Annotated in this window: 15 protein-coding genes; 5 read left to right on the plus strand and 10 right to left on the minus strand. The window is 66.0% G+C overall.

Annotated features, from left to right (window positions below):
- Window positions 1–88: 88 nt before the first annotated feature.
- From trpS to radC, 9 genes are all read right to left on the minus strand, one after another.
- Complete coding sequence (trpS, locus tag QWY79_RS03945) at window positions 89–1,114, minus strand: tryptophan--tRNA ligase (protein WP_290270102.1); 1,026 nt, start codon at window positions 1,112–1,114, stop codon at window positions 89–91.
- Between the two features lie 187 nt (window positions 1,115–1,301).
- Window positions 1,302–2,417 (minus strand): alanine dehydrogenase, encoded by a 1,116-nt coding sequence (ald, locus tag QWY79_RS03950; protein WP_141321137.1) that lies wholly within the window; start codon window positions 2,415–2,417, stop codon window positions 1,302–1,304.
- A gap of 176 nt (window positions 2,418–2,593) precedes the next feature.
- Window positions 2,594–3,028 (minus strand): acyl-CoA thioesterase, encoded by a 435-nt coding sequence (locus tag QWY79_RS03955; protein WP_290270106.1) that lies wholly within the window; start codon window positions 3,026–3,028, stop codon window positions 2,594–2,596.
- A 60-nt stretch (window positions 3,029–3,088) separates the two neighbouring features.
- Complete coding sequence (locus QWY79_RS03960) at window positions 3,089–3,406, minus strand: putative signal transducing protein (RefSeq protein WP_290270108.1); 318 nt, start codon at window positions 3,404–3,406, stop codon at window positions 3,089–3,091.
- Between the two features lie 100 nt (window positions 3,407–3,506).
- Window positions 3,507–4,703 (minus strand): class I SAM-dependent rRNA methyltransferase, encoded by a 1,197-nt coding sequence (locus tag QWY79_RS03965; protein WP_290270109.1) that lies wholly within the window; start codon window positions 4,701–4,703, stop codon window positions 3,507–3,509.
- 49 nt (window positions 4,704–4,752) lie between these two features.
- Window positions 4,753–5,577: a bifunctional DNA-formamidopyrimidine glycosylase/DNA-(apurinic or apyrimidinic site) lyase gene (mutM, locus tag QWY79_RS03970; protein ID WP_290270110.1), complete on the minus strand. Its 825-nt coding sequence runs from the start codon at window positions 5,575–5,577 to the stop codon at window positions 4,753–4,755.
- Window positions 5,578–5,764: 187 nt separating this feature from the next.
- Window positions 5,765–5,920: a 50S ribosomal protein L33 gene (gene rpmG / locus QWY79_RS03975; RefSeq protein WP_141321147.1), complete on the minus strand. Its 156-nt coding sequence runs from the start codon at window positions 5,918–5,920 to the stop codon at window positions 5,765–5,767.
- A 50-nt stretch (window positions 5,921–5,970) separates the two neighbouring features.
- The gene (gene rpmB / locus QWY79_RS03980) at window positions 5,971–6,207 is read right to left on the minus strand and encodes a 50S ribosomal protein L28 (protein WP_141321150.1); all 237 of its coding nucleotides are present in this window, start codon (window positions 6,205–6,207) and stop codon (window positions 5,971–5,973) included.
- A 148-nt stretch (window positions 6,208–6,355) separates the two neighbouring features.
- Window positions 6,356–7,030 (minus strand): RadC family protein, encoded by a 675-nt coding sequence (gene radC / locus QWY79_RS03985; protein ID WP_290270113.1) that lies wholly within the window; start codon window positions 7,028–7,030, stop codon window positions 6,356–6,358.
- Between the two features lie 208 nt (window positions 7,031–7,238).
- On the opposite strand from radC, the gene coaBC reads away from it, so the two are divergent.
- The 5 genes from coaBC to slmA all read left to right on the plus strand — a co-directional run bounded on the left by coaBC (window position 7,239) and on the right by slmA (window position 12,146).
- Window positions 7,239–8,462, plus strand: coding sequence for a bifunctional phosphopantothenoylcysteine decarboxylase/phosphopantothenate--cysteine ligase CoaBC (gene coaBC / locus QWY79_RS03990; RefSeq protein ID WP_290270114.1), 1,224 nt, complete (start codon window positions 7,239–7,241; stop codon window positions 8,460–8,462).
- 20 nt (window positions 8,463–8,482) lie between these two features.
- Window positions 8,483–8,950 carry a dUTP diphosphatase gene (dut, locus tag QWY79_RS03995; protein WP_290270115.1) on the plus strand — a complete coding sequence of 156 codons (468 nt, stop codon included), beginning with the start codon at window positions 8,483–8,485 and terminating at the stop codon, window positions 8,948–8,950.
- A 46-nt stretch (window positions 8,951–8,996) separates the two neighbouring features.
- Entirely contained in the window at window positions 8,997–10,394 is a 1,398-nt protein-coding gene (locus QWY79_RS04000; RefSeq protein WP_290270117.1) for a phosphomannomutase/phosphoglucomutase, read from the plus strand.
- A 29-nt stretch (window positions 10,395–10,423) separates the two neighbouring features.
- Window positions 10,424–11,359 (plus strand): acetylglutamate kinase, encoded by a 936-nt coding sequence (gene argB / locus QWY79_RS04005; RefSeq protein WP_290270118.1) that lies wholly within the window; start codon window positions 10,424–10,426, stop codon window positions 11,357–11,359.
- A gap of 175 nt (window positions 11,360–11,534) precedes the next feature.
- Complete coding sequence (gene slmA / locus QWY79_RS04010; RefSeq protein WP_290270120.1) at window positions 11,535–12,146, plus strand: nucleoid occlusion factor SlmA; 612 nt, start codon at window positions 11,535–11,537, stop codon at window positions 12,144–12,146.
- 89 nt (window positions 12,147–12,235) lie between these two features.
- Here slmA and rpoH read toward each other — a convergent pair whose 3' ends face one another.
- Window positions 12,236–13,105, minus strand: a complete 870-nt coding sequence (gene rpoH, locus QWY79_RS04015) for an RNA polymerase sigma factor RpoH (protein WP_141321164.1) — start codon at window positions 13,103–13,105, stop codon at window positions 12,236–12,238.
- Window positions 13,106–13,110 lie beyond the last annotated feature (5 nt).

The raw sequence follows: 13,110 nt of genomic DNA on the forward strand, positions 1-13,110 counted from the left end.
GGCCTGATACGCCGTGGCGATCCGGCCGCGACTCGACCACAGCGGGAAAAGAGCCCACCGCGTGGTCAACATGATCCGTTCGCGACGCCTAGACGAAGCGCCCCAGCCCGGCGGCCTGGCGCAGTTGGTCCATGAAGGGAGCCGCCTCGGCGCGCGCCCGATCGGCGCCCTGTCTGAGCACCTCCTCGATGTGCCCGGGATCCTCCAGCAGCGCCTGATAGCGCTCGCGTGGCTCGCGCAGCTGCGTATTGAGGTATTCGAAGACACGATCCTTGGCGACACCCCAGCCGATGCCGTTCTCGTAGTCGCGGCGCATCTCGGCGGTTTCCTGCTCGGTGGCGAAGGCCGCATAGATCTGGAAGAGCGTACAGGTATCGGGGGCCTTGGGCTCGCCCGGCTCCAGGGAGTTGGTCTTGATCTTGCGCACCAGCTTGAGCAGCTTCTTCTCGGAGACGAACAGCGGGATGGTGTTGTCGTAACTCTTGGACATCTTGCGCCCGTCGAGCCCGCCCAGCACCTCGACCCGTTCGTCGACCACCGCATTCGGCAGGGTGAAATACTGGCCCTTGAACAGATGGTTGAAGCGGCCGGCCATGTCGCGAGCCATCTCGATGTGCTGAATCTGGTCACGCCCCACCGGCACGCGCTGCGCGTTGAACATCAGGATGTCCGCCGCCATCAGCACCGGATAGCCGAACAGCCCCATGGTGACGCCCTTGTCCAGGTCCGACTGACCGGCCGTTTCGTTGTCGGCCACCGCCGCCTTGTAGGCATGGGCACGGTTCATCAGGCCCTTGGCACAGACGCAGGACAGCATCCAGGTCAGCTCGGGGATCTCCGGGATATCCGACTGCCGGTAGAAGATGGCGTTGTCGGTATCCAGCCCCAGGGCCAGCCAGGTGGCGGCGATCTCCAGACGCGATTGATGCACGCGCTTGGGATCATGGCTCTTGATCAGGGCATGCAGGTCAGCCAGGAAGTAGTAGGACTGGACGGTCGGGTCCTGGCTCGCCGCAATGGCCGGCTTGATGGCGCCGACATAATTGCCCAGGTGCGGGGTGCCGGTAGTCGTGATGCCCGTGAGCACACGGGTCTTGTCGGATGTTGCGGTCATGAAGACGTGACTCTGCTGACTCGGGAATACCCGCCATGGTAACGCGAGGCCCCGGTCAAGGCGACCTGCCCGGGTACCAACGCCGCCAACGCCATGTCGGACACACAAGGGCCAGAGCCTCCGGAGAGGCTCTGGCCCGTCGCATCGCTTTTCACCGGCGCCGCAACGCCGGGTGGGACGCCGGGGGTCAGCCGATCAGCTGCGCCGCCTCCACATACTCGAGGCCAAAGGCATCGGCCACGGCACGATAGGTCAGCTTGCCGTCATGGACGTTGAGGCCCGCCGCAAAGTGCTTGTCCTCGGCGAGCGCCTGGCGCCAGCCCTTGTCGGCCAGCGACAGCACGAACGGCAGGGTGGCGTTGGTCAGCGCCTGCGTCGAAGTGCGCGCCACCGCGCCCGGCATGTTGGCCACGCAGTAGTGCACCACGCCATCCACCACATAGGTCGGCTCGGCATGGGTGGTCGGCTTGCTGGTCTCGAAGCAGCCGCCCTGGTCGATGGCCACGTCTACCAGCACGCTACCCGGCTTCATGTCGGACAGCATGTCACGGGTGATCAGCTTGGGCGCCGCCGCCCCCGGCACCAGGACGGCGCCGATGATCAGGTCCGATTCGCGAATCGCCTCTTCCATGGCATCGGCCGTGGAGAAGACGGTCTTCATGCGGCCCTGGTAACGATCATCCAGGGTCTCCAGGCGCGGGATGGACTTGTCCAGCACGGTCACCTCGGCACCCAGGCCCAGTGCCATGCGCGCGGCATTCTCGCCGACCACGCCGCCACCGATGACGGTGACCTTGGCCGGGGCGACACCCGGTACGCCGGGCAGGAGGATGCCGGAGCCACCCTGGGCCTTCTCGAGGCTGTGCGCGCCGGCCTGAACCGCCATGCGGCCGGCGACGGTGCTCATCGGCGCCAGCAGCGGCAGGCCACCCTCGGCCGCGGTGATGGTCTCGTAGGCAATGCAGGTCGCGCCGCTGTCGAGCAGCCCTTTGGTCAGGGCTTCCTCGGCGGCCAGGTGCAGGTAGGTGAAGAGGGTCTGGCCGCTGCTCAGCCGCGCGACTTCCTCGGCCTGGGGTTCCTTGACCTTGAGGATCAGCTCGGCATCGGCCCAGAGGGTGGCCACATCGCTTTCCAGTCGCGCACCGGCGGCTTCGAAATCGGCGTCGCTGAAGCCAGCACCCTCACCGGCAGAGGCCTGCACGATGACATCGTGGCCACGACCGACCAGCTCGCGGGCGCCACTGGGCGTCAGGGCGACGCGATACTCGTGGTTCTTGATTTCCTTCGGGACGGCGATCTTCATGGGGTCCTCCGATGCGTGAACGATGATGTCGAAGCAATTCGACCTCCATTACAGCACAACAGTGATTCCACGCAGAGATGCGCCATGAAAAACAAAAAAATCTCGGACTGGACCGCCAGGGCATCGAAAATACGACTGTTAAAGACACATTAAACAGAAAGTCTTCCGCCACCTGGCTACTGGCTGACCAGGGCCCCGCCATAGCACTGGCGAAACGCCTCGGGCAGGCGTCGCGGGCGACCGCTGGACAGCTCGATACAGGCGAATCGCGTGCACGCACGCAGCAGTGTTCGCCGCGTCCCGGCGTGCTGAAGCTGGAAGCGCCGGGTCAGCGTCAGGCGGTCATCACAGGCGACGATCCAGGTCGCCAGCTGCAGCGTATCCCCCGCAAACGCCGGTGACAGATAGTCGAGCTCGTGCCGGTGCACGACCATGGCCCGATCCAGCTGACGATAATGCGCGAGACTCAGGCCGAGATGCTCGGAATGCGCCCAGCTGATGCGCTCGACCCAGCGCAGATACTCGGCATTGTTGACGTGGCCATAGTGGTCGATGCTCGAGTCTTCGACCTCGAGATCCAGCACGAATGGCGCAGGCAGGTCCCAGGACATGGCGCTTCCTTCCGGCATGACAAAAGGTTGGTGGGGGCAGATGGTACGCCAGGGCAGTGGTCAGGGGCAGTCGCTGCCGCAATTCCAGCAGCGATCGAACACGCCCTCGAGCCATTCGCCGCACCCCGGGCAGACCCAGTCGGGCCGCAATGCATCCTGGCGGGCCTCGGCAATCAGCGCTTCGGCACCCGCCTGATTATGCGGCGCCACCCATACCTCGGGCTCGCACTCCATGGGCGGCAGTTCTCCGGACGCGCCGCCCAGCGTCATGTTGCGCCGCTCGACCGGAATGCCGGCCGACTCGAGCAGGTTGGCGACATGACTGACCAGCAGCGGATTGGAGTGCGCGAAGACACGAACGAAGTCGAACTCACTCACGATACGCTCCTCCTCATGACCGCTCCGTGACACTGCCTGACACATCGGCGGGCGTCAGCTCTATCTACACAGCAGGCGCCCGCAGACACCCTGTTCGGGCTCAGTCGCGGAAGACCCGCACCCCCAACGCCTTGAGATAGGAGGTTTCGGCAATCGCCGGATGCACCGGATGATCCGCGCCCTGATGCCCCTGGTAGATCACCTGGGCATGGCGGTCCTGATGACGCGCCGCACCGCGTACCACATCGGTGAGACGATCCATGCCCAGATGCATGGAACAGGACGCCGAGACCAGGAGCCCATCGCGCCCCAGCAGCCGCATCGCCTCGCGGTTGAGGCGGCTGTAGGCACGCTCGCCGCTGGCCATGTCCTTGCGCTTCTTGATGAAGGCCGGCGGGTCGAGAATGACCACATCGAAGCGCTCGTCATCGGCCTTGAGCGCCGCCAGGGCTTCGAAGGCATCGCCCTCGCCCACGGCAACCCGCTCCTCGAGTCCGTTCAACCCGGCGTTTTCCTCGACGCCCTGCAGGGCGCGCTCACTGGAGTCGACACACAGCACCTCGCTGGCGCCATGGGCGGCGGCCTGGACGCCCCAGCCGCCGACATAACTGAACAGGTCGAGGACGCGCTTGCCTTCCACCTGGGCATTGAGCCAGGCCCGATTGGGCCGGTGGTCATAGAACCAGCCGGTCTTCTGACCGTCCAGCAGCGGCGCGACGAAGCGCACCCCATTTTCCTCGAGCTCGATGCGCTCGGGCGGCTCGTCGCCCAGCACCTCGACGCCGCCCTCGAGCCCTTCCATGCGGCGCCCACTGGTATCGTGGCGCAGCACGATGGCGCGCGGTGACATCACCTTGTCCAGCGCATCCAGTAACGGCTCGCGCAGGGCTTCCATGCCGGCGGTATTGAGCTGCACCACCAGCACATCGTCGAAGCGGTCGATGACCAGCCCCGGCAGCAGGTCGCCTTCGCCGTGCACCAGGCGATAGAAGGGCCTGGCGAAGAGGCGCTGACGCAGCGACAGCGCCTGATTCAGGCGATGCACCAGCAGCGAACGGTCGAGCTGCATGCCGGCATCACGCGACACCATGCGCGCGCAGATCAGCGAATGGGCGTTGACATAGGCCACCCCCATCGCCTTGCCGTTGGCGGCTTCCACCACCGCCTGCTCGCCGGCGGCGAAATCCTTGAGCGGCGTGGTCTTGGTATCGATCTCGTTGGAATACAACCAGAGGTGACCCGCCTTGAGGCGGCGGTCGGCGTTCTTCTTGAGGCGCAGGGAGCGTAGGGCGGTCATCGAAAATCTCGTGCTTGAAAGTAAAAGGGAGCAGCGCGCGTCGGGGCAGTCAGCGCTGGCAGGCCGCACAATAGACACTGGCGCGCTGGCCCAGGGTCACCAGGCGCAACTCGGCGCCACAGCGCCGGCATGGCTGGCCATCGCGGCCGTAGACATTGAGCCGCTGGGCGAAATAGCCGGGCTCGCCGGTGCCGCCGACGAAGTCTCTCAGGGTGGTACCGCCCTGATGAATGGCAGCGCCCAACACCTCGCGGATCGCCTCGGCCAGCCGCAGATAACGTTGGCGGGAAATGCGCCCCGCCTCGCGGCGCGGATCGATACCGGCCAGGAACAGGGCCTCGGCGGCGTAGATATTGCCGACCCCCACCACCACGCCATTATCCATCAGGAATGGCTTGACGGCGAGGCGCCGCCGGCGCGAACAGCGGTAGAGCCGCTGGCCATCGAAATCCGGCGACAACGGCTCCGGGCCGAGCTTCGCCAGGCGCCGGTCCTGCTCGACCGAGCCATCCAGCCAGTCGATGAAACCGAAGCGCCGCGGGTCGTGATAGCGCAGGATGGCACCGTCATCGAGTACCAGGTCGACATGGTCGTGCTTCCTGGGCAGCTCGCCCAGGCGCGCCATGCGCAGGCTTCCGGACATGCCGAGGTGGCACAGCAGGGTGCCGCCCGCACCACCGTCGACCGGCATCAACAGATACTTGGCCCGTCGCCCCAGCGGCCCCATGCAGGCCCCGACCAGACGCTCGGCCAGGTCATCGGGCACCGCATGGCGCAGGCGCGCCTGACGCACGATGACTTCGCGAATCTCGCGCCCTTCGACATGCGGCGCGATACCGCGTCGGGTCGTTTCCACCTCGGGAAGCTCGGGCATGACAGGGTCCTGCAGCGGGGCGACATGACAAACGCGAGAACCCGACCATCGGGCCGGGTTCTCGCGGACAGGCTCTCGCCTGCGGAAGGAAGCCGCGTGCGGTCGACCGAAGCCGCATCAACCCATCAACGAAGGGCTGAGACGGGCGGGACCGACGGGGCAGATGCCGGGCGTACCGGCCAGCCGATCACTTGATCTTGGCTTCCTTGTAGGTGACACGCTTGCGAACCACCGGGTCAAACTTTTTCATTTCCAGCTTGTCCGGCGTGTTCCGCTTGTTCTTGTCGGTGGTGTAGAAGTGGCCGGTTCCGGCGCTGGACACCATTCTGATCTTGTCACGCATTTCGTTTCTCCCTAATCAATCGAGCGCTGGCTGTGCGGGCAGGATCGGTCTCAGACCGTCTCGCCGCGCTTGCGAATATCGCTCAGTACCGCTTCGATACCCTTCTTGTCGATGGTGCGCAGCCCCTTGGTGGAAACGCGCAGCTTGACGAAACGCTTCTCGGATTCCACCCAGAAACGATGGGTGTGCAGGTTCGGTACAAAACGACGCGGCGTTCTGCGCTGAGAGTGAGATACGTTGTGACCAGTCACCGGGCGCTTGCCGGTAACCTGACATACTTTGGACATGAGAGCCTCCAACCGCTTGGCCAGGATATAACCTGAGTGTTCAAAACCTGTCGGGCAAACCGGGACGACCCGTGTCATTTGACCCAAGGGAATTCAAAGGCTGCACTTTATACCAGAGGTGGCCGGGCCAGACAAGCGAGAAACGAGATTATAACAGGCCTCGCTCGGCAAAAGACACCACTTCTCCGTCGCCGACCACGAAATGATCCAGCACCCGCACCTCGAACAGCGCCAGCGCCTGACGCAGCCGCTCGGTAATGCGCTCGTCGGACTGACTGGGCTCGGCAACCCCGGAAGGATGGTTGTGGGCAAAGATCACCGCCCCGGCACCGAGCTCCAGGGCTCGGCGCGCCACCTCGCGGGGATACACGGAGGCGCTGTCCAGCGTGCCGCGAAACAGCGACTCGTAGCGGATCACCCGGTGCTGGCTGTCGAGAAAGAGGGCGGCAAATTCCTCGTGACCGAGGTGACGGAGTCGCGACATCAGGTAGTCGCGTACCAGCCCCGGCGAGGTCAGCGCACCCTCGCGATCGAGGCGGCTGGCCAGATGGCGCCGCGCCAGTTCCAGCACCGCCTGGAGCTGTACATACTTGGCCTGCCCCAGACCACGCTCGGTGCAGAAGGCCGTCTCGTCGGCTTCCAGCAGCGGTCGCAGACCACCGAAGGACGAGAGTACGTCCCGCGACAGATCCACCGCCGAGCGCCCGCTGACCCCGACGCGCAGAAAAATGGCCAGCAGCTCGGCATCCGATAGCGCCTCGGTGCCGAGCGCCAGGAGTTTCTCCCGGGGGCGTTCGCCCTCGGGCCAGTCACGAATCGACATCCTTGCCTCCCGGACGATCCCCGTCGTCCTTGCCGGGTCATGCCCGCGTGCTCCTGCCGCCCCTGACAGCGCCGCTGCTGTACGCCTCAGGCGACGCCGACTCCTCTCTCGCTGCTCAGTGTAGTCGCCATGGCCGGCGAGCGGGCGGCTACGCAAGCCCGGCTGCGAGTGGTAAGCTGGGCAACGGATTTATCGCCTGGACAACAGCATGTCTGCACTACCCGCAAGGCGCATCCTGCTCGGGATCAGCGCCGGCATCGCCGCCTACAAGAGCGCCCAGCTGGCACGCCTGCTCAAGCAGGCCGGCTGTGAAGTGCGCGTGGTCATGACCGAGGGTGCCCAGGCCTTCATCACGCCCCTGACGCTTCAGGCGCTGACCGGCGAGAGCGTGCGCACTTCGCTGCTCGACCCGGAGGCCGAGGCCGGCATGGGCCATATCGAACTGGCGCGCTGGGCCGATTGCATCATCATCGCGCCGGCCACGGCCGACCTGATGGCACGCCTGGCCCATGGCATGGCCGATGACCTGCTCACCACCCTGTGCCTGGCCAGTCGCGCCGAGAAGTTTCTGGCGCCGGCCATGAACCAGGCCATGTGGGCGCACCCGGCCACCGCCCGCAACGCCCGCCGGCTCGCCGAAGACGGCTGGACACTGCTGGGCCCGGGGCATGGCGACCAGGCCTGCGGCGATGTGGGTGCCGGCCGCATGCTCGAGCCCGAGGCATTGGCGGAGCGGCTGCTCAGCCCGCGCGAGCAACCGGCCCGCGGCCTGCGGCTGGTCATCACCGCCGGTCCCACCCGCGAGGCCATCGACCCGGTGCGCTACCTCTCCAATCACAGCTCCGGCAGGATGGGCTATGCCCTGGCCGCCGCCGGCGTGGCCCTGGGGGCCGAGGTGACGCTGATCAGCGGCCCGGTCGCGCTGGCCACCCCGGCAGGCGCCACCCGGGTGGATGTCGAAAGCGCCAGCGAGATGCTGGCCGCCGCCGAAGCGCATGCAGACGGGGCGGATATCTTCATCGGCTGTGCCGCCGTGGCCGATTACCGCGCCGCAAGCGCCGCGGAGCACAAGCTCAAGAAAGGCGATGACGACGCCGGCATGACGCTGCGGCTGGTCAGAAACCCGGATATCATCGCCACCATCGCCGCCCGAGCCGACCGGCCCTTCATCATCGGCTTCGCCGCCGAGACACAAGACGTCGAGCGCTACGCCCGCGACAAGCTGGCACGCAAGCGACTCGACATGGTGGCCGCCAACGATGTGTCACAGCCCGGCCTCGGCTTCGGGTCCGAGAACAACGCCGCCCTGCTGCTGTGGCAGCACGGCGACGAGGTCGACCAGCGCCACCTGCCGCCGCAGCCCAAGGCGGACCTGGCCGAGGCCATCCTGCGACAGGCACTGACCTGCCTGACCCCGACAACACCTGAATGAACGACAGCGGAAGCCCCACCATGCCGACCAAGAGTGATCGCCCTCGCCTCGCCGTCAAGCTGCTCGACGAGCGCATGCGCGACTATCTGCCCGACTACGCCACCACCGGCTCCGCCGGCATGGACCTGCGGGCCCTGCTCGATGCGCCCCTGACCCTCGAGCCGGGCGACTGCGAGCTGATCGGCACCGGCCTGGCCATCCACATCGCCGACCCGCAACTGGCCGGCATGGTGCTGCCGCGCTCCGGGCTCGGCCACAAGCACGGCATCGTGCTCGGCAATCTGGTCGGACTGATCGACTCCGACTACCAGGGCGAGCTGATGATCTCGACCTGGAACCGTGGCAGCACGAGTTTCACCCTGGAGCCCTTCGAACGCCTGGCCCAGTATGTGCTGGTGCCGGTCATTCAGGCCGAGCTCGAGGTCGTCGACGACTTCGACAGCAGCCTGCGCGGCCCGGGCGGCTTCGGCAGCTCCGGCCGCCAGTGACGGCATGCCACGCTCAATATCTTCCCGACGCTCAAGGACCGACAACATGACCACCGACAACGCACCCCATGCCCCCGCCTCGATCTTCCGCGCCTATGACATTCGCGGCGTGGTCGGCGACACCCTTACCGAGCCCGGCGTCGAAGGCATCGGCCGCGCCATCGGCAGTGCCGCCCGTGCCAAGGGAGAGGAAAGCGTCATCGTGGCGCGTGACGGCCGCCTTTCCGGCCCGCGCATGCTGGAGGCCCTGACCCGCGGCCTGACCGCGGCGGGCTGCGACGTGATCGATATCGGCATGGTGCCGACGCCGGTGCTGTATTTCGCCACCCATGTCGTGGAAGGCACCACCTCGGGCGTCATGGTGACGGGCAGCCACAACCCGCCCGACTACAACGGCTTCAAGATCGTGCTGGGCGGCGAGACGCTTTCCGGCGAGACCATCACCGATCTGCATCGGCGCCTGCAGGAAGGCGACCTGACCGAGGGCGCCGGCGAGGTCAGCGAGCAGGACCTGCGCGATGCCTATCTGGAACGCATCCTCGGCGATGTCTCCCTGGCACGCCCGCTCAAGGCCGTGGTCGACTGCGGCAACGGCGTGGCCGGCGAGCTGGGCCCGAAACTCGTCGAACGCCTGGGTGCCGAGACCATCCCGCTGTTCGCCGAGATCGACGGCACCTTCCCCAACCACCACCCCGACCCCGGCAAGCCGGAAAACCTCAAGGACCTGATCGCCGAAGTGCAGTCCAGCGGCGCCGACATCGGCCTGGCCTTCGACGGCGACGGCGACCGCCTGGGCGTGATCACGCCTGCCGGCAAGCTGATCTATCCCGACCACCTGATGATGGCCTTCGCCGAGGACATGCTCGAGCGCAACCCCGGCGCCCGCGTGATCTTCGACGTCAAGTGCACCGGCAACCTGGCCCAGGTGATCGAGAAGGCCGGCGGCACACCGGAGATGTGGCGCACCGGCCACTCCCTGATCAAGGGACGCATGAAGGAAACCGGCGCGCTGCTGGCCGGCGAGATGAGTGGTCACATCTTCTTCAAGGAGCGCTGGTACGGCTTCGACGACGGCCTCTATGGCGCTGCTCGCCTGCTGGAAGTCCTGTCGCGGCAGGACGCCGACGCCGATGCCTTCTTCGATCGCTATCCCCAGGACATCGGCACCCCCGAGATCAATGTCACGGTGACCGACGCGACCAAGTTCGACCTGGTCGAGCGCCTGGCCCGGGATGGCGACTTCGGCGATGACGGCGTGAAGACGACCCTCGACGGCATCCGCGTCGACTACCCGGACGGCTGGGGACTGTGCCGCGCGTCCAACACCACCCCGGTGCTGGTACTGCGCTTCGAGGGCAAGAGTGACGAGGCCCTGGCACGCATTCGCGCGCGCTTCGCCGATGCCCTGCAACAGGTAGCACCGTCACTCGACATCAACCTCTGAGCCCGGCTGCAGACACACAGGGATTCGACATGAACGACACCACGCGTGACCCACGCCAGGTCGTGGAAGTGCTGTCCGAAGCACTTCCCTACATTCAGCGCTTTTCCGGCAAGACGGTGGTGGTCAAGTACGGCGGCAACGCCATGACCGAGGACCCGCTGATCGACTCCTTCGCCCGCGATATCGTGCTGATGAAGGAAGTCGGCATCAATCCGGTGGTCGTGCATGGCGGCGGGCCGCAGATCGGCGAACTGCTCGGCAAGCTCAACATCGAGTCACGCTTCGTCAATGGCATGCGCATCACCGATGCGGAGACCATGGACGTGGTCGAGATGGTGCTGGGCGGGCTGGTCAACAAGGGCATCGTCAATCTCATCAACCAGTGCGGCGGCAAGGCCATCGGCCTGACCGGCAAGGACGGCGGCCAGATTCGCGCCCGCCAGCTTCAGGTCGAACAGCAGACGCCCGACATGGCCGCCTCGGAGATCATCGATATCGGTCATGTCGGCGAGGTCGAAAGCATCTCCACCGACCTCATCGAGATGCTCGCCGCCCGCGACTTCATCCCGGTGATCGCACCCATCGGCGTGGATGAAAGCGGCCGCAGCTACAACATCAATGCCGACCTGGTGGCCGGCAAGGTCGCCGAGGCGCTGGATGCCGAGAAGCTGATGCTGCTGACCAATGTGGCCGGCCTGATGAATACCGAGGGCGAGGTGATGACCGGCCTGAGCACCGCCCAGGTCGACGCCATGATCGCCGACGGCACCATCCATGGCGGCATGCTGCCCAAGATCCGCTGCGCCCTGGATGCCGTGAAGGGGGGCGTGGCCAGTGCCCACATCGTCGACGGCCGGGTCGCCCACGCCACCCTGCTGGAGATCTTCACCAATGCCGGTGTCGGCACCCTGATCACCGATGCTGCAAGCACCAGTGGCGTGCCCGCTGACACGCCTGCAGACTGAATCACGTGGGCTTTCCCGGCACCACACCTTCGCGAGGGCGCTGTAAACCCCTCCCTGGGCGCTACATCCGCCATCCCTGGCGGATGACCCTCGCGCCGGTGTGTTCCCGGCGCCCACTCACCTTGCGCACTTGAAACGCGCTTTCACTTCCCGGCAAGGCGACAACACAAAGACCATGACGCAGCAAGCAACCGCTTCCAGCCGACGCGATCATATCCTGCAGGGATTGGCGCTGATGCTCGAGGAAGACAGCGGCAAGCGCATCACCACGGCCGCCCTGGCACGCCAGGTGGGCCTCTCGGAAGCCGCGCTGTACCGCCACTTCCCGAGCAAGGCACGCATGTTCGAGGGGCTCATCGAGTTCATCGAGCAGACGCTGTTCGAGCGCATCACGCGCATTCTCGACGAGGTGCAGGAAGCGATTCCGCGCTGCGGGCAGGTGCTGACCCTGGTGCTGGCCTTCGCCGAGAAGAACCCGGGGCTGTCACGCGTGCTGGGCGGCGACGCCCTGACCGGCGAGACGCCGCGACTGCGCCAGCGCATCCATCAGCTATTCGAGCGCCTGGAAACCCAGCTCAAGCAGATCCTGCGCGAGGCCGAGATCCACGAGCAACGCCGCCCGGCCCTGCCGGTAGCGGCGGCCGCCAACCTGCTGGTCGCCGTGGTCGAGGGTCGCATCTCGCAATACGTGCGCTCCGACTTCAAGCATCGGCCAAGGCTGCACTGGGACGACCAGTGGCAATCGCTCGCCGGCCAGCTGCTGCGTGACCCGTCGCCATCCGCCTGATGCCCCCTTGCCAGCCCTGAAACGCAAATGCCCCGGCCGTCAGGCCGGGGCATTCGTGTCTGTGGTCAGCGCTCACCCGCAGGGCGTGATCAGGCCACCAGGGCGTCCCCGATTTGCTGACGCACCTTCTTCATGGCGTTCTTCTCGAGCTGACGAATACGCTCGGCGGAAACGCCGTAGACATCGGCCAGGTCATGCAGGGTCGACTTGCTGTCGCTCAGCCAGCGGCGCTGGAGAATGTCCCGCGACCGCTCATCCAACTGTGACAGGGCAACCCGCAGGCGCTGCGTGGAGTCTTCTTCCCAGTCGCTGTCCTCCAGCTGCGTGGCCGGATCCTGAGAAGCGTCATCCAAAAACTGCGCCGGCGCCTGGTAGGCGGAGTCTTCATCCTCGCCGCCCGGCGGCGCATCGAAGCCGGCATCATGGGCCGACAGGCGGCCTTCCATCTCGCGCACCACCTCGGGCTTGACGTCGAGGTCCTTGGCGATGGCATCCACCTCATTGGTGTTCAGCCAGGCCAGGCGTTTCTTGGCGCCGCGCAGATTGAAGAACAGCTTGCGCTGGGCCTTGGTGGTCGCCACCTTGACGATTCGCCAGTTGCGCAGCACGAACTCGTGGATCTCGGCCTTGATCCAGTGCACGGCAAAGGACACCAGCCGCACGCCCTGGTAGGGGTCGAAGCGCTTGACCGCCTTCATCAGGCCGACGTTGCCCTCCTGGATCAGATCGGCCTGAGCCAGACCATAGCCGGAATAGCTGCGCGCGATGTGCACGACGAAACGCAGGTGTGACATGACCAGACGCCGCGCCGCCTCGAGGTCGCCCTCGTCATGCAGGCGATAGGCCAGATCGCGTTCTTCATCGACGGTGAGCATGGGAATCCCGTTCACCGCCTGTATGTAACCATTGAGGTCATGACCCGGTGACAGGTGCCCCACCGGCAGAAGACTGGTGCTCATGTGCA

This window comes from Halomonas sabkhae, assembly GCF_030409265.1.
In the GTDB taxonomy this organism is placed as follows: domain Bacteria; phylum Pseudomonadota; class Gammaproteobacteria; order Pseudomonadales; family Halomonadaceae; genus Halomonas; species Halomonas halmophila.